General features: G+C 52.7%; 28 protein-coding genes. 7 read left to right on the top strand and 21 right to left on the bottom strand.

Annotation, left to right across the window (positions count from 1 at the left end):
- Window positions 1-15: 15 nt before the first annotated feature.
- From rcsA to fliF, 14 genes are all read right to left on the bottom strand, one after another.
- Window positions 16-639, bottom strand: a complete 624-nt coding sequence (rcsA, locus tag ACLJRE_RS08555) for a transcriptional regulator RcsA (protein WP_000103971.1) — start codon at window positions 637-639, stop codon at window positions 16-18.
- Window positions 640-920: 281 nt separating this feature from the next.
- A complete protein-coding gene (gene fliR / locus ACLJRE_RS08550) occupies window positions 921-1715 on the bottom strand; it encodes a flagellar biosynthetic protein FliR (RefSeq protein WP_000616953.1) in 795 nt (264 codons plus the stop codon).
- A gap of 8 nt (window positions 1716-1723) precedes the next feature.
- Window positions 1724-1993: a flagellar biosynthesis protein FliQ gene (gene fliQ, locus ACLJRE_RS08545; RefSeq protein ID WP_000187355.1), complete on the bottom strand. Its 270-nt coding sequence runs from the start codon at window positions 1991-1993 to the stop codon at window positions 1724-1726.
- 9 nt (window positions 1994-2002) lie between these two features.
- Complete coding sequence (fliP, locus tag ACLJRE_RS08540) at window positions 2003-2740, bottom strand: flagellar type III secretion system pore protein FliP (protein ID WP_001253411.1); 738 nt, start codon at window positions 2738-2740, stop codon at window positions 2003-2005.
- Window positions 2740-3117, bottom strand: coding sequence for a flagellar biosynthetic protein FliO (gene fliO / locus ACLJRE_RS08535; protein WP_001826368.1), 378 nt, complete (start codon window positions 3115-3117; stop codon window positions 2740-2742). The genes fliP and fliO overlap by 1 nt, the downstream gene beginning before the upstream one ends.
- On the bottom strand, window positions 3117-3530 hold the full coding sequence (gene fliN, locus ACLJRE_RS08530; RefSeq protein WP_001282111.1) for a flagellar motor switch protein FliN: 414 nt from the start codon (window positions 3528-3530) through the stop codon (window positions 3117-3119). The genes fliO and fliN overlap by 1 nt, the downstream gene beginning before the upstream one ends.
- On the bottom strand, window positions 3527-4531 hold the full coding sequence (gene fliM / locus ACLJRE_RS08525; protein WP_000502811.1) for a flagellar motor switch protein FliM: 1005 nt from the start codon (window positions 4529-4531) through the stop codon (window positions 3527-3529). Before fliM ends, fliN begins: the two co-directional genes overlap by 4 nt.
- A gap of 4 nt (window positions 4532-4535) precedes the next feature.
- Entirely contained in the window at window positions 4536-5003 is a 468-nt protein-coding gene (gene fliL, locus ACLJRE_RS08520; RefSeq protein ID WP_000132169.1) for a flagellar basal body-associated protein FliL, read from the bottom strand.
- A 104-nt stretch (window positions 5004-5107) separates the two neighbouring features.
- Complete coding sequence (fliK, locus tag ACLJRE_RS08515) at window positions 5108-6331, bottom strand: flagellar hook length control protein FliK (protein ID WP_000631670.1); 1224 nt, start codon at window positions 6329-6331, stop codon at window positions 5108-5110.
- On the bottom strand, window positions 6328-6771 hold the full coding sequence (gene fliJ, locus ACLJRE_RS08510; RefSeq protein WP_000046981.1) for a flagellar export protein FliJ: 444 nt from the start codon (window positions 6769-6771) through the stop codon (window positions 6328-6330). Before fliJ ends, fliK begins: the two co-directional genes overlap by 4 nt.
- Before the next feature lie 21 nt (window positions 6772-6792).
- Window positions 6793-8163: a flagellar protein export ATPase FliI gene (gene fliI, locus ACLJRE_RS08505; protein ID WP_000213257.1), complete on the bottom strand. Its 1371-nt coding sequence runs from the start codon at window positions 8161-8163 to the stop codon at window positions 6793-6795.
- The gene (fliH, locus tag ACLJRE_RS08500) at window positions 8163-8870 is read right to left on the bottom strand and encodes a flagellar assembly protein FliH (protein ID WP_000064158.1); all 708 of its coding nucleotides are present in this window, start codon (window positions 8868-8870) and stop codon (window positions 8163-8165) included. The genes fliI and fliH overlap by 1 nt, the downstream gene beginning before the upstream one ends.
- Window positions 8863-9858 (bottom strand): flagellar motor switch protein FliG, encoded by a 996-nt coding sequence (gene fliG, locus ACLJRE_RS08495; protein ID WP_000067735.1) that lies wholly within the window; start codon window positions 9856-9858, stop codon window positions 8863-8865. Before fliG ends, fliH begins: the two co-directional genes overlap by 8 nt.
- Window positions 9851-11533: a flagellar basal-body MS-ring/collar protein FliF gene (gene fliF / locus ACLJRE_RS08490; RefSeq protein ID WP_001276832.1), complete on the bottom strand. Its 1683-nt coding sequence runs from the start codon at window positions 11531-11533 to the stop codon at window positions 9851-9853. Before fliF ends, fliG begins: the two co-directional genes overlap by 8 nt.
- A 216-nt stretch (window positions 11534-11749) precedes the next feature.
- Between fliF and fliE the strand changes: the two genes are divergently transcribed.
- Entirely contained in the window at window positions 11750-12064 is a 315-nt protein-coding gene (gene fliE / locus ACLJRE_RS08485; RefSeq protein ID WP_000719037.1) for a flagellar hook-basal body complex protein FliE, read from the top strand.
- Between the two features lie 119 nt (window positions 12065-12183).
- Here fliE and ACLJRE_RS08480 read toward each other — a convergent pair whose 3' ends face one another.
- From ACLJRE_RS08480 to yedE, 3 genes are all read right to left on the bottom strand, one after another.
- The gene (locus ACLJRE_RS08480) at window positions 12184-12570 is read right to left on the bottom strand and encodes a hypothetical protein (protein WP_000639596.1); all 387 of its coding nucleotides are present in this window, start codon (window positions 12568-12570) and stop codon (window positions 12184-12186) included.
- Between the two features lie 264 nt (window positions 12571-12834).
- Window positions 12835-13068, bottom strand: coding sequence for a sulfurtransferase-like selenium metabolism protein YedF (gene yedF / locus ACLJRE_RS08475; protein ID WP_000790504.1), 234 nt, complete (start codon window positions 13066-13068; stop codon window positions 12835-12837).
- Window positions 13065-14270 (bottom strand): selenium metabolism membrane protein YedE/FdhT, encoded by a 1206-nt coding sequence (yedE, locus tag ACLJRE_RS08470; protein ID WP_023212509.1) that lies wholly within the window; start codon window positions 14268-14270, stop codon window positions 13065-13067. Before yedE ends, yedF begins: the two co-directional genes overlap by 4 nt.
- A 185-nt stretch (window positions 14271-14455) precedes the next feature.
- Between yedE and yedD the strand changes: the two genes are divergently transcribed.
- Window positions 14456-14869, top strand: coding sequence for a lipoprotein YedD (gene yedD / locus ACLJRE_RS08465; RefSeq protein WP_000754694.1), 414 nt, complete (start codon window positions 14456-14458; stop codon window positions 14867-14869).
- Window positions 14870-14908: 39 nt separating this feature from the next.
- Here the strand turns inward: yedD and amyA are convergent, their stop codons facing one another.
- From amyA to fliD, 4 genes are all read right to left on the bottom strand, one after another.
- A complete protein-coding gene (gene amyA / locus ACLJRE_RS08460; RefSeq protein ID WP_023212508.1) occupies window positions 14909-16393 on the bottom strand; it encodes an alpha-amylase in 1485 nt (494 codons plus the stop codon).
- A 71-nt stretch (window positions 16394-16464) separates the two neighbouring features.
- A complete protein-coding gene (gene fliT, locus ACLJRE_RS08455; RefSeq protein WP_000204899.1) occupies window positions 16465-16833 on the bottom strand; it encodes a flagella biosynthesis regulatory protein FliT in 369 nt (122 codons plus the stop codon).
- Window positions 16833-17240 carry a flagellar export chaperone FliS gene (gene fliS / locus ACLJRE_RS08450; RefSeq protein WP_000287764.1) on the bottom strand — a complete coding sequence of 136 codons (408 nt, stop codon included), beginning with the start codon at window positions 17238-17240 and terminating at the stop codon, window positions 16833-16835. The genes fliT and fliS overlap by 1 nt, the downstream gene beginning before the upstream one ends.
- A gap of 14 nt (window positions 17241-17254) precedes the next feature.
- Window positions 17255-18658: a flagellar filament capping protein FliD gene (gene fliD / locus ACLJRE_RS08445; protein WP_000146802.1), complete on the bottom strand. Its 1404-nt coding sequence runs from the start codon at window positions 18656-18658 to the stop codon at window positions 17255-17257.
- A 256-nt stretch (window positions 18659-18914) separates the two neighbouring features.
- On the opposite strand from fliD, the gene ACLJRE_RS08440 reads away from it, so the two are divergent.
- From ACLJRE_RS08440 to tcyJ, 5 genes are all read left to right on the top strand, one after another.
- Entirely contained in the window at window positions 18915-20417 is a 1503-nt protein-coding gene (locus ACLJRE_RS08440; protein WP_023212507.1) for a FliC/FljB family flagellin, read from the top strand.
- 78 nt (window positions 20418-20495) lie between these two features.
- Window positions 20496-21701 (top strand): flagellin lysine-N-methylase, encoded by a 1206-nt coding sequence (fliB, locus tag ACLJRE_RS08435; RefSeq protein ID WP_023212506.1) that lies wholly within the window; start codon window positions 20496-20498, stop codon window positions 21699-21701.
- Window positions 21702-21897: 196 nt separating this feature from the next.
- On the top strand, window positions 21898-22617 hold the full coding sequence (locus ACLJRE_RS08430) for an RNA polymerase sigma factor FliA (protein WP_001087453.1): 720 nt from the start codon (window positions 21898-21900) through the stop codon (window positions 22615-22617).
- 58 nt (window positions 22618-22675) lie between these two features.
- On the top strand, window positions 22676-23227 hold the full coding sequence (gene fliZ / locus ACLJRE_RS08425; protein ID WP_000218080.1) for a flagella biosynthesis regulatory protein FliZ: 552 nt from the start codon (window positions 22676-22678) through the stop codon (window positions 23225-23227).
- A gap of 146 nt (window positions 23228-23373) precedes the next feature.
- Window positions 23374-24174 carry a cystine ABC transporter substrate-binding protein gene (tcyJ, locus tag ACLJRE_RS08420; RefSeq protein ID WP_000761634.1) on the top strand — a complete coding sequence of 267 codons (801 nt, stop codon included), beginning with the start codon at window positions 23374-23376 and terminating at the stop codon, window positions 24172-24174.
- The last annotated feature ends 108 nt before the right edge of the window (window positions 24175-24282 follow it).

Below are 24282 nucleotides of genomic sequence, written 5' to 3'. Positions count from 1 at the left end.
GCCAGTCCGGATGTCTCAGCGCATGTTAACAAAAATGCCGTTAGTGACGTTATCTGTCAGCCGTACTACATGATAGATCACTTGTTTATTATGCGTTTTTATCTTTCTTTTTATATTCCCCTTATGGGAGGATACTGTTTTTGCTTTAATATTCATTCTGTCAGAAATCTGAATGGTTCCCTGACCTTCCATCCACATTCGCAACATGCTGGATTCAGTTCGACTTAACGATAATGTTGGTAAATTTATGGTTCCTGAAATACCCGACTCTTTTTTCAGAATATCGCCAAGAATGGTATCCAGCGAGTCAGGTTTAATCGATTTTGAGCTAATCAATAAGTTTTTTCTTACTAATAAATATTCATCAAAATGCACATTAGCAATTGCCATAAAAACAATAAATAAAGTGTCAGGATGTTGATTAATGATTTGCTTTATTTGTTGACTGTCTGAAGGCGTATGAATGAAACAGTCCTCATTAATAAACACCACCGAAGGCTGATGCGCGCCACAAGCGATAGCGAGTTCGTCAACGGTTTCGATGTCGTTGATTTCCCTTTTTTTCACCCCTCTGCTGACCAGATACCCGCTTAACCCTAGCCGGGTGTAACTGCATAAATCCATAATAATCGTTGACATGGCATACCCTCACTCAATGCGTAACGATAATTCCCCTTACCTGAATAACTCACCATAATCAGACGGAACACGAATAGTCACCTTAGACAACGCTTACGCGGTTTTTCAGGCGAACTTACTATCCCGTAAAGTTACATATAATTTGCCAGGAATCATCTTAAAGTAAAGTGAATGTTGCGTTATGTGAGTGAAGTAAAAACAAATAAGGGGCAGCGGATATATCCTGGTGAATGTTTTTTAAAATTTATTTTCGGATAAACCTTAGTAAAACAGGATAAAAATTATGGGTTATTATTTATCGGCATCTCGCTAACAATATCAGCAAGCAAATTGAAAATTTCGCTGAATAAATGTTCGCAAAACGGCGCAATTAATGGCATTAGCGCGGCCATCAGCATAATGCCGACGGTGAGGGTAAGCGGGAAACCGATAACAAATATCGAGAGCTGCGGCGCCATGCGGTTTAATAGCCCCAGCGCCAGGTTGAGCGTAAGCAGGAGGGTAATGACCGGCAATGCCAGCATCAGTCCGTTTAAGAAAATGAGCCCACCGGCCCTGGCGAGCGCCATAAATGCATTACTGTTCACCGGGTTACTACCGATGGGCAGAGTGTGGAAGGTATCGACCAGCAGCGAAATAAGCCACAAATGGCCATTAAAGGTGAGAAACAGTAGCATGGCGAGCATATCCATAATACGCGCCAGAACCGGCATATTCAGGTGGCTGCCCGGGTCGACGAAGGTGGCAAAGGAAAGCCCCATTTGCAGACCGATAAACTCACCTGCGGTACGCACCGCCGCAAAGGCGAATTGCATGGTAAATCCCAGCGCAATACCGATCAGAATTTGTTGCATCGCCAGCCATAAGGCGGCAATAGAAAAAAGCGGCGTATCGTTTGCCGGTAGCGACGGCGCGATAACAAGGGTAATCATTATTCCCAACCCCAGTTTTACCCGCTTGGGAATAGCGCGCTCGCTGAGAATTGGCGCCGTTGAAATCAGCGCCAGTACGCGCAGCAAAGGCCAGAAATAGAGATGCAGCCAGTATAGCCATTGCTCGCTTGTAACCTGTATCATCGTTCTGTTTATCCGATGATATAAGGTAAATTGCTGAACAGAGTGCGCACGTAATCCAGCAGCAGGTTGAGCATCCACGGGCCGGCAACGATAATTGCGATGAATACCGCGACGATTTTAGGGATAAACGACAGCGTCATTTCATTAATCTGAGTCGCGGCCTGCAAGATGCTGATAATGAGGCCGGTAATCAGCGCGACGAGTAACAGCGGCGCAGCCAGGGCGAGAGCGACTTTCATCGCCTCGGTGCCCATCATCATGACGGATTCAGGAGTCATTTTGCGCCTCTAACTGTAAAAGCTTTGGGCCAGCGACCCCACAAGCAATTGCCAACCATCGACCAGCACAAACAGCATCAGCTTAAACGGCAGGGCGATTGTCGCTGGCGGCACCATCATCATCCCTAACGCCATCAATACGCTGGCGATCACCAGGTCGATAATCAAAAAAGGGATGAAAATCGTAAAACCGATCTGAAACGCCGTCTTTAATTCGCTGGTGACATAAGCGGGCAGGAGGATACGCATCGGTACTGCTTCCGGTCCCTGTAACGGACCGCTATTGGCCAGACGGGCAAACAGCGCCAGATCGGCTTCGCGGGTTTGGCGCAGCATGAACGCGCGTAACGGTTGCGCGCCTTTGTCCAGCGCTTCCTGCATAGAAATTTTCTGCTCGCTAAACGGCTGGTAAGCATCCACGTAAATCTTGTCAATGACGGGCGACATAATAAAAAAGGTCAAAAACAACGCCAGTCCGAGTAACACCTGGTTTGGCGGTGCCGAGGGCGTGCCCAGCGCGTTACGCAACAGGCCAAAAACAATGATGATACGCGTGAAGCTCGTCATCATCAGTAAAATCGCCGGCAGAAACGTCAGCGAGGTGATGAAAACCAGCGTCTGGACGGATAATGACCAGCTTTGGCCTCCGCCCGCTAATGGTTGGCTGATAAGCCCCGGCAGTTGCGCAGCAGCGGCGGGACTAAAAAGCCACAGACCCGCCAGAGAAAGGAATAACAAACGGCGCATCAGGATCTCCCGGAACGCTTGAGTAAGCTCTTCATCATGTTCTGGAAATCCGCTGGTGGGGCAACGGGTGCTTCCGTGCCATTCTCCGCGGGCGGGAGGGTGTGCAGCAGGTTGATCTGCGAGGCGGTCACGCCCAGTACCAGACGCGCATTTTCGACCTCGACAATCACCACGCGTTCGCGCGGGCCAAGCGAGGCGCTGGCTGACACCTTGAGCCCCCGGACGCTATTTCCTTTGGGCGCGAATCCCATACGCTTAATCACCCAGGCCGCCGCCAGAATGAGCGCAATAATGCCAATTAATGCGCCGCTCACCTGCATGAGCGGCGATCCGGCTGGCGCGGTGGGCTGAGAAACCGTGGCCTCTGTCTTCATCATTAACGACTCAAACGACGCATACGCTCGGATGGCGTAATAATATCGGTGATACGTACGCCGTATTTATCCGCCACGACGACCACTTCACCCTGGGCAATCAGGTAGCCATTAATCAGGATATCCAGCGGCTCGCCCGCCAGCCCGTCCAGCGCGACGACCGACCCCTGCGTCAGACGCAACAGTTCTTTAATGGTCATTCGCGTGCGGCCCAGCTCTACGGTCAGTTTGACCGGGATATCCATAATCAGATCGATATCCTGCATAGCACCGCTGACATCGCCGCCGCCAAGCTGTTGGAAAACCGCGTCGGCGGCGCTTTTATTGGTGGTCGCTTTTTGCTCGTTTAACGCGTCAGCCCACAGATCATCCAATGCGCCAGTATTCTCATCGGACGGATTATTCATGTCACTCATTTGGGCTGTTCCTCATTCAGCGAATTCAAAATTGGGTTGATCAAATGTTCTACGCGTAGCGCATACTGTCCGTTTACGGTGCCATATTGGCTGGTGAGTACCGGAACGCCGTCCACATGAGCAATAATGCGGTCGGGTTTTTCAATCGGCAGTACATCGCCGGGTTTCAGCTTCAAAATCTGGGAAAGACGTAACGGAATATCGGCAAAATTGGCCACCAGCTCCAGTTCAGAGTGCTGAACCTGGCGCACCAGGTTATCACGCCAGTTCTGATCTTCATGGCGCGAGTTTTCCAGCGGCGGATTCACCAGCAGCTCACGCAGCGGCTCGATCATGCTAAATGGCAGACAGATGTTAAATTCACCGGTCAGATTGCCGATCTCCACATGAAACGGCGTATTGACGACGATATCGTTCGGCGAGGTGGTGATATTGGTAAATTTCACCTGCATTTCGGAACGTACATACTCCACTTCCAGCGGATTAATGGCTTTCCATGCGTCGCTATAGCCTTCCAGCGCCAGTTTCAGCATACGGTTGATGACACGCTGTTCCGTATGGGTAAACTCGCGGCCCTCGACTTTGGTCGGAAAACGGCCGTCGCCGCCGAACAGGTTATCGACGGCAATAAACACCAGACTCGGCGAGAACACCACCAGCCCGGTGCCGCGTAGCGGCTTCAGGTGGATCAGGTTCAGGTTGGTCGGTACCGGCAGGTTACGCGCAAATTCGTGATACGGCTGAATACGTATGGCGCCCACGGTAATATCCGGGCTGCGGCGCAGCAGGTTAAATAATCCCATCCGGAACTGGCGTGCGAAACGCTCGTTAATAATCTCCAGCGCCTGCAAGCGTTCACGCACGACGCGACGCTGGGTATTGGGATCGTAAGGGCGAATATCGCTATCGCTTGCGATACCGGGAGTGGGTTCGTCTTTGGTGTCGCTGTCGCCGTTCAACAGCGCATCGATTTCAGCCTGAGAAAGAATACTATCGCCCATATCGTTACCGCAGAATAAAAGCTGTATAAAGCACGTCAGTGACGACCTGTTTTGGTTGTCCGGCAACGAGCGGCGCGGCCAGCGTCTCTTTAATGGCGGCAATCAGTTTTTGTTTGCCAGCTTCTGTTGAGAGCTCGGCGGCATTCTGGCGGGAAAACAACAACAGCAGACGGCTGCGCACTTCCGGCAGATATTCATTTAATCGCGCGCGCGTCGCTTCGTCTTTCAGACGCAGGGTCACGCCGATATACAACACGCGATCCGCATCGCCCAGATTGACGGTAAACGTATCCAGCGCAAAAAATACCGGCGCAGGCGGCGGAGCCGGTTCTGCTTTAGCGTTCGTGGTCGGTTGCTGCTGCATACGCCAGTAGCTATAACCGGCGGTCGCGCAGGCGGCGAGGGTAATCAACACCAGCAAAGGTATCCAAATCGAGCGTTTGCTCTTTTTGTTAATCGCGGAGTCAGTCATCTGATACGGGCTTCCTGTTTCGGTACTGCTTATTGGCTGATTATCCCGTGTCCTGTCCACGACAAAGCGTGGAAAAGACGCGGATAATCATGCTACCTCTGGCGTTAGGCGAAGATATCCACTGCGCCATTGCCGCGCGCGGCGGCCTGAAGCGAGGCCGGCGCCGCTAACGCTATGTCATCTTCAGCGCCAAACGCGTCCGGGTGTTGGGCGCGGGCAGACTGCTGTTGCGACGAAGACTGCTGCTGTCCGGCAAAGCTTTCGCTACTGATACTGCTTTGTCCCAACTGAATGCCGCTTTCCGCCAACTGAGTGCGCAACATGGGCAGGGCGGCTTCCAGCGCGGCGCGGACATGGCTGTGCGGCGATACCATCTGGAGCTGCGCCTGATTGTCATCCAGCTTGAGCGAAATATGCACCTGACCTAACTCTTCCGGATGCAATCGAAGCTGCGCGCTTTGCTGTCCCTGACGCGTAAATAACATGACCTGCTGACTGAACGTTTGCTGCCATTCATGGCTGCCTAACGGCGCGCTGAGTACCGGGGCTGAGGCGACAGGTAGCGGTTGCGGTTGCGCCGTGGCGCTGCTGAGCGTCGGCATTGCCGCGCCATGCGTTACTGGCGCGGACGGGCTATCCACCTCCACTTTCGCGCTGGTCGCGGCGGCAGCGACCACCAGCGGCGTCAGTGCTGGACCCGTGGCGCGATCGTCGCTGGCGCGCGCAAGCGACGCCTCGGTTTTCCCTTTTTCATGCTCGCTAAAAGAGAGCGTATGTGTCTCTTCCTGCGGCGCCGATGGCATGTCGCCGCGCAACAGTGACGGCAAGGCGATGTGATTTTCAGCCGGCGTCTCTCCGGCGACAGGCGTCGCGACAGGTTGTCCGGGCAGCATGGCGAATAAGGCGCTCAGACTGGCAAGATCCTCATCGCTCAGCGCGGGCGTTTTCTCATCATGCTGCGCCGTTTTACTCAATGCGGCCAGAGCGCTGGTTTTCAACGATGGCGTTAGCGTAGACAGTAGATGCTGCGCTTGTGTCAGATCGGTAAGCGTTTCATCCGTCGCATTCGCTTTTTGCGCCAGCAGGTCGGCAAGCTTCACCGCCTGGCCCGGCTCGCCATGTTGGGTCAGTAACTCTTTCGATAATTTGCCGCCTGCCGCCTGTAAATCGGCCAGCGTGATGCGGGCGTCTTTGCCCTGTGCGCCGTCTGCGCCTAACGCGCCCGCCAGGAGCGCCAGAAAGTCCTCGGCTGAACCGGTGGTTTTTCCTGACGTCAGACCCGCGGTCATGTCGGTATCGGTGGTGATCAGTTGGGGCAGGGTGATCATTCGGGTTTCCTCATTGCTGCACGCTGAGCAAATTCATCCATCTTTTTCTGATCCATGCGGTTTTCAGCTAACAGCGCTGCCGCGGTTTGTCGGTCCTGTAAGGTTTGCCAGGCCTGAAGTCGCTGCTTTTTCTCACGCCAGCTCTTCAGCGCCAGGTCGACTTTTTGCGTCCACTGCGTAAGCTGGAGGCGATGCTGCTCTATCGCCTTTTCCAGTGTCTGAATAAACTGCTGATAGTTGATCCAGCGATTACTGGCGATGCCGTTGCCCATATCGGTGTTCAAATTACTGCGATACTCATTCTGATAATCGATCAGCATTTTGAGCTGTTCTTCCGCCTGTTGGCAGCCGCGACGCATTTCGCCCAGTAAACGCGCCGCGTCATCTACCTCTTTTTCGGCCAGATCTTTGAGTGTTTCCAGAGCGCCATGTTGTGCCATGATCGTCGCCCTCCTGCTTTATCACACCGTCGGGAAAATTAAATCGAGCGCCTGCAGAGAGTCTTCCCAGTCGGCCCGTTCAAAAATGCCTTGCTGTAAAAACGCTTCCAGTTGCGGCCATAAGGTAATGGCTTTATCGAGCATCGGATCGCTGCCTTTGGCATAGGCGCCGACGCTGACCAGATCGCGGTTACGCTGGAAACTGGAAAGCAACTGTTTAAATAGCCGTACCCGCGCATAGTGCTGCTCGGTAATGAGCGCGGTCATCGCCCGGCTGATTGACGCCTCGATATCAATGGCCGGATAGTGCCCGGCCTCCGCCAGACGGCGGGACAAGACAATGTGCCCGTCGAGGATTGCGCGTGCCGAGTCGGCAATGGGATCTTGTTGGTCGTCCCCCTCGGTCAACACGGTATAAAACGCGGTGATAGAGCCGCCGCCATGGATACCATTACCGGCACGCTCGACCAGCGCCGGCAGCTTTGCGAACACCGAGGGCGGATAACCTTTGGTGGCTGGTGGTTCGCCGATTGCCAGCGCAATTTCACGCTGTGCCATCGCATAGCGCGTCAGCGAATCCATAATCAGCAACACATGCTGTCCGCGATCGCGAAAGTCTTCGGCGATGCGGGTGGCATAGGCGGCGCCCTGCATTCGCAGCAGCGGCGAGACATCCGCCGGGGCGGCAATCACCACCGAACGCGCGCGACCGTCGGGGCCGAGAATATTTTCGATAAAATCTTTAACTTCGCGGCCACGTTCGCCGATAAGTCCCACGACAATCACGTCCGCCCGCGTGTAGCGCGCCATCATGCCAAGCAGAACCGACTTACCGACGCCGGAACCGGCAAAGAGTCCCATACGCTGACCGCGCCCTACGGTTAACAACGCGTTGATAGCGCGTACGCCGGTATCCAACACATGTTCGATTGGCGTTCGCTGTAGCGGGTTAAACGGCGGCGTGATTAACGCGCCAGTTTCCAGCGTATCCGGCGCAGGCAGTCCGTCGAGCGGTTTACCGCCGCCATCCAGCACCCGACCAAGCAAGGCCGGGCCGAGCGGTAGCTGTTTGCCGCTTTGCAGACCGTCGCCATGCCCGTTACGGGCGTAAACGCGGGCACCGGGCAGAATGCCTTCGACCTCTTCCAGCGGCATTAAAAACAGACGCTGGCCGTTAAAACCGACGACTTCCGATTCCACCTCTTTGGTTTCAGGGCCGTCCTGGCGCTCAATAATGCAGGTGGCGCCCAGCGGAAGCTGGAGACCGGTGGCCTCCAGTACCAGGCCAGTGGCGCGGGTTAAACGTCCATAACGACGCACCGCCGGCAATAACGCCATTTTTGCTTCAAAGTTGTCGAGCGCGGTAAGCCAGCGGGTCAGACGCGTGGTCATCAGAGCACTCCCGGCGCCGCCAGGCGACACAACTCTTGCCAGCGAGTAGCGACGCTGGCGTCCAGATCGCCCTCATCGGCGGAGACTTTACATCCGCCGTGATGCAACGTTGGATCGCCGCGCAACCGCCATCCGTGAAGACTGAGCGTGGCGCCCAGCATCTCTTCCACCCGCTGTAAGTCGTCCGGATGCACGCGCAACTGCGGCTTGCCGCTAAAGAGCGGCTCTTGCTGCAACAGTTGTTGGATCTGTTTAATCAGCGCCGAATTGTCCACCGCCGGCGTTTGGCCGATGACCTGACGTGCGGCCTCCAGGGCCATTTGCATCAGCCGTGAGGCGATAACGCTATCGAGCGCGTCAAGCGTGTTCTGAAACTCGCTCACTAACTGCTGCATACGGGCATGAATCGGCGCCTGCTGCGTCTGCGCCTGAGCTTGTCCTTGCTCCAGCCCCTGCGCTAACCCTTCCTGGTATCCCTGCGCGTGTCCTTTTTGCCGTCCCTCCGCCAGTCCGGCGTTATAACCTTGTTCATGGGCCTGTATTTTTAACTGCGCCAGCTCCTGCTCCAGCTGCTGTTCGGCAGTGAGTTCGGGCTCCGGCGTATCGTCTGTCAAGGTCACGTTATCAGCCTCAACCGGCACAAACGTCTCCGGCGGCGGGGCGAGATCGTCGGGGGTCCAGACTTGCCAAGGCAATTCATTAGACATAGGTATCCTCGCCGCTGCCAATCACCATTTCGCCGGTTTCCGCCAGACGACGCACAATAAGCAGAATCGCTTTCTGCTCGTTTTCCACCTGAGACAGACGAACCGGGCCACGGTTGGCAAGGTCGTCGCGCAGGATATCGGCGGCGCGCTGGGACATATTGCGCAGGAACTTCTCGCGTAATGGCGGTTCGGCGCCTTTCAGAGCGATCAGCAGCGATTCGGAATCCACTTCCTGCAACAGACGCTGGATACTGCGATCGTCCACATCCACCAGATTTTCGAACAGGAACATCTCGTCGATGATTTTCTGCGCCAGTTCGCCGTCGAATTCGCGCACAGCGGTAATAACCGCTTCTTCCTGCTGCGTTTTCATCAGGTTGATAATTTCCGCCGCGGTTCTTACGCCGCCCATTTTGCTGCGTTTCAGGTTCTGACCGTCGAGCAGGCCATTCAGCACTTCGGTCAACTCCGCCAGTGCCGCCGGCTGTACGCCGCCAAATGTCGCGATACGCAGCATCACATCATGACGCAGACGTTCGTCAAACAGCGCCAGAATATCGGCGGCCTGACTGCGTTTGAGGTGGACCAGAATGGTGGCGATAATCTGCGGGTGTTCATCGCGGATCAGGTCGGCGGCACTCTGCGGTTCCATAAAGTTGAGCGTTTCGATACCGCTGGTGGTATCGCGCGTTTCCAGAATATCTTCCAGCAGGCTGGAGGCGCGTTCTTCGCCCAGCGCTTTAACCAGTACGGAGCGCAGGTATTCGTTGGCGTTAATATTCAGCGCGGCGAACTGCTCCGCTTCTTGTTCAAACTCTGATAGTACGTCCGTCAGTTGTTTGTTGGAGATCTGACGCACGTTAGCCATCGCCGTACTTAACGCCTGCACTTCGCGGGTGGAGAGGTGTTTAAACACCTCTGCCGCCCGGTCTTCGCCAATGGTCATCAACAAAATGACGCTTTTATCGGTACCGCTAAGATTACTCATGATCGTTACTCATCCACTGGCGAATGACCAGCGCCACCACGCGCGGATCGTTGTCTGACATTTCGCGAATACGCTGGCTCATCACCTCAGCGCCCAGACGCTGGTTAGCCCGGCGTTGCTGGAGCTGCTCGTCTTTGCTAAGGCGTACTTCCACGGCTTCTTCGGTTTCCTGACGAACCTGCGCCTGTTCCTGCGCCGCTTTCGCTTCTTCAACACGGCGCGTCAACTGCGGACGTACCGCTTTGCGCCACAGAATCCAGGCCACCACCAGTACCAGCAACCAGCGACCTGCCGCGAGCAACTGATCGATAAAGGACTGCTGTTGCCAGAAGGGCAGTTCGCCGCCGGTGTTATCCACTGCGCTAAACGGTGAATTCACCACGTTTAGCGTATCGCCGCGTTTATCAGAAAAACCCATCGCTTCACGGGTTAAATCCTCGATCTGTTTCATCTGATCGGCGGTCAATGGCAGCGGTTTGCCGTCCGCCAGCGTTTTGTAATTCACCACGACGGCCACGGAGAGACGCTCAATATCGCCCACATTCATTTTGGTGTGACGAATGGTGCGGTCCACTTCGTAGTTACTGGTTTCATTACGCTGTGTATTGCGCGGGCCAGCGCTGTTACTGTTAGTACTGGTGCTGGTTTGTGGCGTATTCTGCGCGTTTTGTTGATTGGTCGGCGGCGTGGCGATCGGCGCCTCGTTAGGCGGCGCTGGTTGGTTCGACAGCGCGCCAGGCACGCCGCCGGGATAGCCCGCGCCTACCTGTTCGCTAATATTCAACTGACGTGAACGCAGGGTGGCCTTCGACGCATCGCCGTTCGGGCTGTAGTGCTCTTCCGTCTGTTCTTTATTGGCAAAATCCAACTGGGCGGTTACCTGAGCGTGAACATTACCGTTCCCGACGATAGGCGACAGAATGGCTTCGATACGGCGTTGGATGCGGCTTTCCACATCATTAGCAAATTTTAATTGCGCGTCATTAAGGTCGCGACCGCTGGTATTGGATTGCGTGAGCAGATGACCGGATTGATCGACCAGAGTGACGTTTCCTGGCGGCAAACCGGCGACAGCGCTGGAAACCAGATGTACCACGGCGCTAATTTGTCCTTCATCCAGCGCCCGTCCCGGTTCCAGTGTGACGGTGACGGAGGCGGAAGGGGATTTTTGTTCCCGCACAAATAGCGACGGCTTTGGCATCGCCAGGTGAACACGGGCGCTTTTTACCGGACCCAGCGTCTCGATCGTCCGGGCCAGTTCACCTTCCAGCGCGCGCTGATAATTCACCTGCTCGCTGAACTGACTGATACCGAATTTTTCCTGATCAAGCAGTTCAAAGCCTACCGCGCCGCCTTTAGGCAGCCCCTGCTGCGCCAGACGCAGACGCAGTTCATGCACTTTGTCGGCGGGCACTTCAATCGCGCCGCTGCCATTGGCAAAGCGATAGGGGATATTCATCTGGGTCAACTGCGCGACGATCGCGCCGCCGTCCTGATCGGAAAGGTTGCTAAATAGCGTGCGGTAATCGGGCGTTTTGGCCCACAGCACCATCGCAACGACGATCGCCACGGCAGCGGAACCCGCCACAATTAACGGAATTCGGGGATTCGCGCGTAGGCGATTAAGCCACTCGAGAGGTTTAGGTTGGGTTGCAGTCGATGCAGTCGCACTCATCTCGCACCTCGTGACTGATCGTGGACGGCGTTTTTTGCAAAGTGGAACAAGACTCACTCCCGGGTCAGCAAACTCGAAAAATTGACGGTCTCATTATTTGTGGTTTCGAATTTTTCTATGCGCTAAAAACCGAGGTTTTTTATCGTTATTTAACGCCTTTATCTTATTGACAAACTGGTAATCTCTGCTGCGTAAAAAATCATCCAGGGGAATAGCATGGCAGCAATACAGGGGATTGAAGGGGTTATTAGCCAGTTGCAGGCGACGGCGATGGCCGCGCGCGGGCAAGACACGCACTCGCAGTCGACGGTGAGTTTTGCCGGCCAGCTACATGCTGCGCTGGATCGTATTAGCGACAGACAGACGGCGGCGCGCGTTCAGGCGGAAAAATTCACTCTGGGTGAGCCGGGCATTGCGCTTAATGACGTGATGGCTGATATGCAAAAAGCGTCCGTCTCCATGCAAATGGGGATTCAGGTGCGCAACAAGCTGGTCGCCGCGTATCAGGAAGTCATGTCCATGCAGGTTTAAGCCAGGGCTGACAACCCATCCGCAGCGAACTCCCGGGCGCTTACCTAAGTCAGCGACGGGGACGCGACGCCCATGCAACCAGTGCGTGATTATGTGGGCTTGTTTTTTGCGAGGCGCGCTCATTTTATTGATAAGCGGGTTGCACATTGTTGCAGGGACTTATTAAAAATAGGGTACGCCTGTTTACTGACGCCATTCATTCCTACTATTCGTTCTGACGCTATTGTCATTGAGTTTGCAATCCAGAATGTTCCTGCAATATATGCGCCGTTGCGATAATACACGGTAAATTCTTTATTAATGCCTGGAATATCTGTTTCATGGAGATCCAGTATATACCCATACGGGGACAGATTATCAGCGAGACAGCGGGCAATGGCGCTCGGATGTGCATTGACCACTGTGACGGGTGAGTAACGGGCAGCGGCAAGACAGACGACTCCAATAATGGAGATGAAAATAATTTTTATCATTTTTTTGGCTTCTGCTGTGCATAAATAAATCATCACCTGATAATGTCAGTGAGTAAAAATATAAATACCTGATAGTCTTTTATGACGTAGAGGGAAAATAATAATTATTTTATGTTTTGCTTAAAATAGTCATGGGTTTTTCATCGACTCAGACAAAATTAAAACGGTATACGTTATATAATAGATTTATGCCACGGCGCACAAGACGACCTTGTCTGATTTCTTTTATGCGTTTTAGATTTTTGCCGGTTACGCCGTAAAAGGTCTCCCGCCGTAACGTACAGCGGGAGCATGCGTTTATTTTTGAATCAGATAACGAATTGTCGGGCCATCCTGCTGGATATCCAGCACCGTATAGCCGTGATTGCGTGCATCCAGTGGAATATTATTAATGGATTGCGGACAGTCGCTCACCACTTCCAGGATCTCCCCTTTTTTTAGCTGCGGCATCGCTTCCAGAGTGGCGACCGCCGGGTACGGGCAAGGTTCGCCAACCATATCCAGACGGTAATCAGGGACGATATTTTTCATACAGATTCCTTAGCAGGCGTCAGCCCCGCACGGCGGAAAAAACGTTTTTCCCAGCCGATAATTAACATCAGCGCGGCAAATAATAACAGGTAGGTGACCAGCAGACCGCCCAGCGGACCAAAGGTATTCAGCAGGTTAACTTTATCCCAACTGGTCGCCAGCGCGGGCGCGAAATCATCCCAGTAGTAAGCCAGGATGGTTGAACCGATGACATTGCCGAGGCCCACCCACCAGTAATGCACCTGGCCTTCTACTGCGCGGTACATCCAGCCGGTTTCGCAGCCGCCCGCCAGCACGATGCCAAAACCGAACAGCAGTCCGCCAATGATCGCATTCGGGCCAGCCCACATAATTTTAGGTGCAACGCCCAACTGCACGTAGCTGAAAATACCAATGGCGCTGACCGCCATGCCGAAAATAATCGCTTTCGCCATATGGGCGCGTCCGGAGATCCACAGATCGCGAAAGGCCGAGGTAAAGCAGATTTGCGCGCGCTCGATCAGCAGCCCAAACCCGACGCCGAACAGCATCGCCAGCCCCAGTTTCGGCTGATGCATTGCCGTTAATAACGCCCAGCCAATCATGCCGATAAAGACCAGCATACCGAGCCTGAAACGCCGTCTTGCCTGATCTGGTTTCTGCGTCAGTGGCGAAGCCGCGGAGACCTTTTGCATTTTCACCGGTATGCGAAATATCGGCAGCAACGTAAAGCGGGCGCCGAACCAGGAGCCGATAGCGGTCGCCAGCGCAAAGAACCACGCGTGTAGGGAGAACTGCGGGATCCCGGTAAAAAAGGCGGCCAGGTTACACCCCATCGCCAGACGCGCGCCGAAGCCAGCGATCATGCCTCCGACCACCGCCTGTACGATACGGATTCGGCTGCGCGGCATACGCAGTTTTACGTTGTTGGCCCACAGCGCCGCGGCGAAACAGCCGCCGAACATGCCGAGGATCATCATGCCGTCGATACGCGTCAGCGGCGTACCTTCCAGATGAATCAGCTTGTAGTAGCCCCACTGTTCGGCATGAACGCCAAAAAGCTGCAAAATTTGCCCGCCCCAGCGGGTAAATTCGCCCGTCACGGCCCAGAACGTGCCGGTGATGCCAAAATAGTAGGTAGAGAGAATACCGGCTGCGATCACCGCAGGGGCCGGCGCCCAGAATTTAATTAACCAGGTTTGCTTGAAGTGTTGCCATGACATGTGTTTAGCCTCTGAACTCAGAAGGTGTGAAACAAGAAGTGCGCATACTACACCGATCACAGAATTTGCCTACACCTAATAAGCGGTAATACCGACTGGATCAAATTGCGGTCAGCGCCTGGAAAGGCTGGCGGCGTCAGGGCTTTAATGCCACAATTCCTCTTTCTTCTGATGCAGGATGAATGATGAAAAAAGTAGCGATCGTTGGAGCATTGCTGGTTCTGGCCGGATGCGCCGAGGTGGAAAACTATAATGATGTGGTGAAAACGCCCGCGCCGGCCGGTCTGGAAGGGTACTGGCAGTCAAAAGGCCCACAACGTAAGCTGGTGAGCCCTGAAGCTATCGCCAGCCTGGTAGTGACTAAAGAAGGCGATACGCTGGACTGCCGCCAGTGGCAGCGCGTTATTGCTCTGCCGGGCAAGCTGACCATGCTCTCCGATGACTTAACCAATGTTACGGTTAAGCGTGAGCTCTATGAAATTGAGCGCGACGGGAATACTCTGGAATATGATGGCATGACGCTGCAACGGGTCGCTCGTCCGACGCCGGAGTGCGCCGCCGCGTTAGAAAAAACGCCGCTGCCGACGCCGCTGCCGTAATTTCGCTTCCCGGCAGCGCTCTGCCGCCGGGAACGCTCATCACACGTCCTCAATGACCCACACGCTGACGCTGCCTGCGTTGCAGAAGAACGTCGCTTCGCCTTGATCATTGGTTACAACATGCTCACTGCGGTTTCCCAGAAAATCACGCCAGGTCTTGTTAGCGTAATTGTCGCCGAGCAGGAGGGTTTTTTCACCGTCGTCGCCATTGGAAAGTACAACCACACAGCCCGGATTCTCTTCAGTACCGCTGCGACTAAAGGCGATACAGTTAGGATGATCGAAAAAGAGAGTTTGTATACCGTGCGCAAAACGCTGACGAGCAAGGATCAGCCGATCCAGTTGGTTAATCACCGGCATGTCGACCCGACAGGTCTCGCCATTTTCGCCGCTATCCTCATAGCTGGCGCCGTATAAATCGGGATAAAACACCGACGGTACGCCGTTTTCACGAAGCAGGATCAGCGCATAGGCCAATGGTTTGAACCAGGGTTCTACCGGCGCTTCCAGCGCCTGTAACGGTTGTGTATCGTGGTTAGCGACCAGCGTCACCGCATGAAAAGGGTCGGCTTCTACCAGCGTGCCGGTGAATATGTGGCGCATGTCATACTCCGCGCCCTGGCGCGAGGCTTCATGAAATTTCATCTGCAACGGCGCGTCGAACAGCATGGTTTTCCCGTCGACCTGATCGATGTACGTTTGCAGTTTATCCACTTCATGCGACCAGTATTCTGCGACAATAAACAGCGGTTTTGGTGCAACCGCCTGTACATGCTCAATCCATTCTTTATAAAACCAGGCGGGTATATGTTTTACCGCGTCCAGGCGAAAGCCGTCACAATGGGTTTGTTCCATGACCCAACGAGCCCAATATTTAATCTCTTCCGTAACCGCGTGATTGCGAAAATCGATATTTTCCCCCATCAGATAGTCAAAATTACCCATCTCATCATCAACCTGATCGTTCCAGCCATCGCCGGTATAGTCATTGACGATCTTAAAAATGCCGTCTTCGTCGGGATTCTCGATGTGATCAATGCCGCTAAAACAGTGATAGTCCCAAATAAAGTTGGAATACTGGCCCGCGCGGGCAGGGAAGGTGTAGCGCGTCCAGCCTTCGCATTCAATGATGTTGTCATCGATTTGCGTGCGGTCATCCTGATTCACGCGCTGAACGCGAATACGTTCTTTTTCGTCTGCCCCCATTTTGTGGTTCACGACGACGTCGAGCAGCACCGCAATATTATTTTTTTTGAGCGCGTCTATCGCCGTCAGTAACTGGCGTTTATCGCCGTACTTTGTCGCGATAGTTCCTTTTTGGTCAAATTCGCCGAGGTCAAACAGGTCGTAGGTATCATAGCCTACGGAATAGCCGCCGGAGGCGCCTTTACAGGCGGGCGGTAGCCAGACCATATTGATACCGATATCATTCAGCCCATCAGCACGTTCCGCCAGCTCAGGCCAGAGTTTACCGCCGTCGGGATAATACCAGTGGAAGTACTGCAATAACGTGGGGTTTTTCATCTTCCGTGCTCCAGAAGTCGTTTAGCCGACCTCTGGAGTATGGAAGAATTTTCATACGAGACGGGAAAATATTATGAGGCGCCAGGCGCATCTGGCACGAGTAACATACCGGAAAGACGCCCATAAGCGTTGTTGAGTGATTTTTGGCGGGTGGATTGTCCGATCAAACTACTGAGTTCATCCAGTCGCTGTTGCAGCAGCCCTTTCAGGAGCTGCTCATTATCCAGCGTTTGTTTGATGTATCCGGCGACCATATCCTGAATACTTCGCGTAATGCCCGGTGGAGTTTGCTTTTCCATCACCGTTTCAATACTTTGCAGATAGGAGACCTCTTGTTGCAATAAGAGATCCCATTCACCTCGCTGCGCAAGTTCAAGCAGCGATTGACTGAGCAGCGCAATACGCTGCCAACGGTTGATAAACTCCACGGTTGAGGTCATTAACGAGACTCCTGGAAAGATGCTTTCGGTGAAATCTGTTTCCAGGCTTCTGCAATATTGCTGAGTAACCCTTCCACTTCTTCGATGGCCTGAGCGTCGTTACGCAAATTAGCCTGCAGTAAACGGCGAATCATATAGTCGTATAGCTCGGAAAGATTCGTCGCAATCTCACCGCCTTTTTCCTGATCGAGGCCGGCTTTCAGCCCGTTATCGATAATATTGATGGCTTTGCTTAACGCTTCACCTTTCGCGACAACATCGCCTTGTTCTAAAAACAGGCGAGCGCGCACCAGAGCGCTATTCGCGCCATCAAACAACATTTCAATCAACTGATGCGGGCTGGCGCTCATCACGGCGCTTTCCACGCTGACTTGCGCATAAGCTTTGATACCGCTCGCGGTGTACATGGTGACCTCTGTTATCAGGACTTGTTCATAGCTGTAAATTGCTGGGTCAAATAACTACTGGTGTTATTCAGTTTACTCATCATGGTATCCAGTTGGGTAAACTGGGCCTTGTAACGGGCAACGGTTTCATCGATGCTATTGCTAACGGACAGGTACTGTTTTGTCAGGCTTTTCAGCGTGGCGTTAACGTTGTCCTGCGCATTATCAATAATGCCGTCATCCGCCAGATAACTTTTCACTTCGGTGGCAATTTTGGTGGTGATCCCCGTTTCTTTACCATCGCCCACCAGCAGCTCACGCGCTGCGGCTGTATTATCTTTCAATACTTTGGTCAGCTTATCATCATCAATCTTCAGTTTGCCGGAAGTCCCATCCTGGGTGATGCCAATTTCCGCCATTGTTTTGAACGCAGAATTACTGCCGCTATTGGCAAATTGTGCCCGAATCCCGGTCTGGATAGTACGAACCACACTATCGCCTAACAGCGCGCCGTTTTTATCGCTGGCTTCTTCGCCCGGCTCAACGGCGGTATATTTGGTTAACGAGCTAAAGGTATCCACCAGCGAGTTATAGGCATCCACCCAGGATTTAATCGCCTCTTTCGCCTTGGTATCATCTTTCGTTACCGTCACGGTCGCGTCGGTCACTTTCTTGGTCAGGGTGAGTGTAATTCCCTGAGGGGCGTCGGTTACGGTATTGCTCTGACGCTCAATGTCGATGCCGTTTACGTTCAGCTTCGCGTTTTCTGCTTTCACCAGCTCTTGCATATTGCCGGTATTGGTGGTGCTGTCATAAGCGAGTAGATCGTTAAGTTTTGTATCGCCTTCCACCGTGATCTTCATCGTATTGTCAGTACCGCTATTGGCGGTAAGCACCAACTGGAATTCGTTCTCTTTGACCTTAACGATACTGGCGGCGATACCGCTGTCGGCGTCATTGATGGCGTCACGGATCGCCTCCATGGAGGTGTCGCCTTTATCCAGCTTAATTTCCAGCGGCTCTTTACGTCCCGGCTGTTCAATTTTAATTGTCCGGGACGTGACCGACGTATCGCCCAACTGCTCTTTGGTGGTCGCGAAGGTGGTTTTTGTCGCCAGCGACTGTGCGGCGGCAAGCTGGGTTACGTTAATCTTATAAGTCCCTGCGGCAGCGCCAGCGGTAGTACTGACTTTGAGATCTTCAGTGGTGCTGGACGCCACGGTAGACTTAAATAAATCCGCTTTATTTAACGCGGTATTTGCCGTCTGGAATTTTTCTAATGCGCTTTTCAATGTGCCATAGGCGGTTAGCTTTGCCGAATTCGCGCTCTGCTGTTTGGTAATTGGCGTTAAGCGTCCTTTTTCGTTCTTTGTCAGGTCTGTCAACAACTGGTCTAACGGTAAGTTTGATCCCACACCTAATGATGAAATTGAAGCCATGCCTTCTTCCTTTTTGATTGCAAACAGTAGTTAAGCGCGTTATCGGCAATCTGGAGGCAAAGTTTAATGATAATTTTGCAAAAATAATGCGCGGAATAATGATGCATAAAGCGGCTATTTCGCCGCCTAAGAAAAAGATCGGGGGAAGTGAAAAATTTTCTAAAGTTCGAAATTCAGGTGCCGATACAAGGGTTACGGTGAGAAACCGTGGGCAACAGCCCAATAACATCAAGTTGTAATTGATAAGGAAAAGATCATGGCACAAGTCATTAATACAAACAGCCTGTCGCTGTTGACCCAGAATAACCTGAACAAATCCCAGTCTGCTCTGGGCACCGCTATCGAGCGTCTGTCTTCCGGTCTGCGTATCAACAGCGCGAAAGACGATGCGGCAGGTCAGGCGATTGCTAACCGTTTTACCGCGAACATCAAAGGTCTGACTCAGGCTTCCCGTAACGCTAACGACGGTATTTCTATTGCGCAGACCACTGAAGGCGCGCTGAACGAAATCAACAACAACCTGCAGCGTGTGCGTGAACTGGCGGTTCAGTCTGCTAACAGCACCAACTCCCAGTCTGACCTCGACTCCATCCAGGCAGAAATCACCCAGCGCCTGAACGAAATCGACCGTGTATCCGGCCAGACTCAGTTCAACGGCGTGAAAGTCCTGGCGCAGGACAACACCCTGACCATCCAGGTTGGTGCCAACGACGGTGAAACTATCGATATCGATCTGAAGCAGATCAACTCTCAGACCCTGGGTCTGGATACGCTGAATGTGCAGAAAAAATATGATGTGAAGAGCGAAGCAGTTAAAAGCGGCGGTGGGGCAACACTCAATACCACTGGTCTTAATGATGCAGCTCTTAAAACGGGTGTTGGTGGTGCAACAAACGGTACTGCTGCAATTAAGGATGGTAAAGTCTTCTTCGATGCAACTGATAATAAATATTTTATTGAAGTAGAAGGTTTAACCGCTGGCGACGCTACTAAAAATGGTGTTTATGAAGTTAGTGTTGCAGATGATGGCACTGTTACAATGCCGACAACCACGAAAGTGACAGGAGGCATGCCAGCCACGGCGACGGCAGTAACCGAAACGCAGCCAAAACCTGTAGCCCTCAGTACAGCAGTTAAAGATCAGTTGACCGACAGTGGTATTAGTGCTGCTGATGCTGCAAAAGGCCAATTAGTTACGATGTCTTATACGGATAAAAACGGTAAGACTATTGATGGCGGTTTCGGTGTTAAAGTTGGGGCTAATATTTATGCTGCAACAAAAAATAAAGATGGATCGTTCAGCATTAACACCACTGAATATACCGATAAAGGCGGCAACACTAAAACTGCACTGAACCAACTGGGTGGCGCAGACGGTAAAACTGAAGTCGTTTCTATCGACGGTAAAACCTATAATGCCAGCAAAGCTGCTGGTCACAACTTCAAAGCACAGCCAGAGCTGGCTGAAGCGGCTGCTACAACCACCGAAAACCCACTGGCTAAAATTGATGCCGCGCTGGCGCAGGTTGATGCGCTGCGTTCTGACCTGGGTGCGGTACAGAACCGTTTCAACTCCGCTATCACCAACCTGGGCAATACCGTAAATAACCTGTCTTCTGCCCGTAGCCGTATCGAAGATTCCGACTACGCGACCGAAGTTTCCAACATGTCTCGCGCGCAGATCCTGCAGCAGGCCGGTACCTCCGTTCTGGCGCAGGCGAACCAGGTTCCGCAAAACGTCCTCTCTTTACTGCGTTAATCCGGCGATTGATTCACCGACACGTGGTACACAATCAAGGCAGCGAAAGCTGCCTTTTTTAATTCCGGAGCCTGTGTAATGAAAGAAATCACCGTCACTGAACCTGCCTTTGTCACCCGCTTTTCCTGTTCTGGCTCGGCCTGCCGCGACCACTGTTGTAAGGGCTGGAAAATCACGCTGGATAAGACGACGGTTAAAAAGTATCTCGCCAGTAAAGACGCGACGATTCGTACCATCGCGCAAGATAATATTATTCTGCTGAAAAAGAACAACAGCCACTGGGGCGAAATTAAGCTGCCTTCGGCGCTGGGGAATTGTCCCTATCTGGATGAGGACCGTCTGTGCCGGGTACAAAAAACGTTAGGCGCAAAGGCATTAAGTCATACCTGTTCCTCTTTCCCGCGGGCGCACCATACCTATAAAAATGAGGTACGTAACTCCCTGAGTCTTGCCTGCCCGGAGGTGACGTCCCGCATTTTAAACGATCCTGACGCGATGGCGCTCGGCGAAAAAACTATCATTCAGCAGACATTCAATACTGCGCCGTTATTCCCAGCGCAGCAAAAGTTACTCAATCTGTTTTGCCTGAGTTTGATCAACCATGCCAACAGCAGTACGGAAGCCGCGCTCTATGCGTTAATAAAATTTGTCATGTATACGCAGAAATTTGCCAAAATTGATGATGCGGCGCTGGGTGAACTGGAACAGGTGTATGCTGCGCTACTTGAGCAGTTGCAGACCGGCGTGCTGGCGCAGGAGTTAATGAATATCGCGCCGGATAGCAAGGTAAAAACCTCGCTGGTATTGCAGATGCAGGACTATTTCCGCTCGTTCCCGCTTAGTCGTGGCAGTGTTATCCTCGATCACTACATCCAGTGCCTTCTGCGGGTGCTGACGGCGGAAGAGGGCGTTTCAATGGAGCAGAAGGTGAGCGATATTGAGTCCTCATTAGCGCGCTGTTTACAGGCGGATGAGCAGCAGAAGAACTGGGCTTTCAGAAATTTAATTCTCTATAAAATTTGGGAAAATAATTTCCCCAACCAGCCGAATGTCGACCCGTTACGCGCGCTGTATATTATCGTGGCGGAATATGCGTTTATTAAGCTATTAACGGCAGCCAGCGTGCATGAGCGCGGGCGTCTTGAGTGGGATGACGTTACCAATATTGTGTATAGTTTTCACTCCCGCAGCCAGCATAACAGCGAGGTGGCGGCGAATTTTCATCGCCATATAGAAACGGTGCGTACTGGCGACGATCTGTCGATGATTCATCTTCTGACATAGTTTTGTTCGGGGTGGGCTTTTGCGCATCCCGTTTATCCTATCTGGCTGATTTTATTCTGCTCTTTGAGCCGCAAAAAAGGCGCTACAGGTTACATAAGTGAAATAACCCTTCTTTTATAGCCTTATTCCTTCGATAGAACCCTCTGTAGAAACGGATAATCATGCCGATAACTCATTTAACGCAGGGCTGTTTATCGTGAATTCACTGTATACCGCTGAAGGTGTAATGGATAAACACTCGCTGTGGCAGCGTTATGTACCGCTGGTGCGTCACGAAGCATTGCGCCTGCAGGTGCGATTGCCGGCGAGCGTGGAACTGGACGATCTGCTACAAGCGGGCGGCATCGGGTTATTAAATGCGGTCGACCGATATGACGCTTTGCAAGGAACGGCATTTACCACTTACGCAGTGCAGCGTATTCGTGGGGCGATGCTGGATGAATTACGCAGCCGCGATTGGGTGCCGCGTAGCGTCCGGCGTAATGCCCGCGAAGTGGCGCAGGCGATGGGACAACTGGAGCAGGAACTGGGGCGTAATGCGACGGAAACCGAAGTGGCGGAACGTCTTGGCATCCCTGTTGCGGAGTATCGTCAGATGTTGCTCGATACCAACAACAGCCAACTTTTCTCTTACGATGAGTGGCGGGAAGAGCATGGCGATAGCATCGAACTGGTGACTGAAGAACATCAACAGGAAAACCCGTTACATCAACTGCTGGAGGGAGACCTGCGACAGCGGGTAATGGATGCGATTGAATCGCTGCCGGAACGCGAGCAACTGGTGTTAACGCTGTATTACCAGGAAGAGCTCAATCTCAAAGAGATTGGCGCAGTACTGGAAGTCGGCGAATCGCGGGTCAGCCAGTTGCATAGTCAGGCCATCAAACGATTACGCACCAAACTGGGTAAGTTATAGGTCGCGCATGGTCGCACCCGAAAAGTGCCGCACAACGTATAGACTACCAGGAGTTCTCATGACGGTGCAGCAACCTAAAAGGCGGCCCTTGAGCCGCTATCTTAAAGACTTTAAACACAGCCAGACGCATTGCGCGCATTGTCACAAACTGCTCGACCGCATTACGCTGGTTCGCCGTGGCAAGATCGTTAATAAAATCGCTATTTCACAGCTGGATATGCTACTTGACGACGCTGCCTGGCAGCGGGAGCAGAAGGAGTGGGTGGCGCTGTGTCGCTTTTGCGGCGATTTGCACTGCAAAAAGCAGAGTGATTTTTTCGATATTATCGGTTTCAAGCAGTATTTGTTTGAACAAACCGAGATGAGCCATGGCACGGTGCGGGAATATGTCGTGCGTTTACGACGTCTTGGCAATTACCTCAGCGAGCAAAACATTTCCCACGATCTGCTGCAGGACGGTTTTCTCGATGAAAGCCTGGCGCCATGGTTGCCGGAAACCAGCACCAATAATTACCGTATCGCACTGCGTAAATACCAGCAATATAAAGCGCATCAGCAGATTGCGCCCAGACAGAAATCCCCCTTTACCGCCAGTTCTGATATATATTAAAAAAGCATAAGATGTAGCAGAGTCGTGTTGGTGAAACGTGGCAAACCTTCTACATTAGGCTGAGTCCCCCAAAGGTTCGCGAGACGTGACGATGCGCCATGGCGGGACACAGTCTATGGTCATTAACGGCAATATTCGGGGTTACTATGAAATTAGCACTGCTGGGACGTCAGGCACTGATGGGAGTAATGGCTGTAGCGCTGGTGGCGGGAATGAGCGCGAAGAGCTTTGCCGATGAGGGTTTGCTGAACAAAGTTAAAGAACGCGGCACGCTGCTGGTAGGGCTGGAAGGTACCTATCCGCCGTTTAGTTTTCAGGGTGAAGACGGCAAATTAACCGGTTTTGAAGTCGATTTCGCCGAGGCGTTGGCAAAACATCTGGGCGTTAAAGCGTCGCTGAAGCCGACCAAATGGGACGGAATACTGGCGTCGCTGGACGCTAAACGCATTGATGTGGTGATAAACCAGGTCACGATTTCAGACGTCCGCAAGAAAAAATATGATTTCTCTACGCCTTACACTGTCTCCGGCGTTCAGGCGCTGGTGAAAAAAGGCAATGAAGGCACGATCAAAACGGCGGCCGATCTGCAGGGCAAAAAAGTTGGCGTTGGGCTGGGGACTAACTATGAAGAGTGGCTACGTCAACATGTTCAGGGTGTGGATATCCGTACTTATGACGATGATCCTACAAAATACCAGGATCTGCGCGTAGGCCGTATTGACGCGATTTTAGTCGACCGTCTGGCGGCGCTGGATCTGGTGAAAAAAACCAAAGGTACGCTGGCCGTCACCGGTGATGCGTTTTCGCGTCAGGAGTCCGGCGTTGCGTTACGTAAAGGCAACGAAGACTTGCTGAAGGCGGTAGATAACGCCATTGCGGAAATGCAAAAAGATGGCACCTTAAAAGCGCTCTCTGAAAAATGGTTTGGCGCTGACGTGACCCAATAATGTTCTACGTTGCCCGGCAGGCAGTGCGCCGCCGGGCAATATCAACCTCATACTATGTTAGCAAACGGAGGCGCGTGAATCGGCGCCTTTTTTATTTCCGTTAGATCA

The sequence above is a fragment of the Salmonella sp. SAL04157 genome, from assembly GCF_046551635.1.
Lineage (GTDB): Bacteria > Pseudomonadota > Gammaproteobacteria > Enterobacterales > Enterobacteriaceae > Salmonella > Salmonella enterica.
Note: the sequence above shows the minus strand (reverse complement) of the source record. Positions and strands in the feature narration are given on the sequence as shown.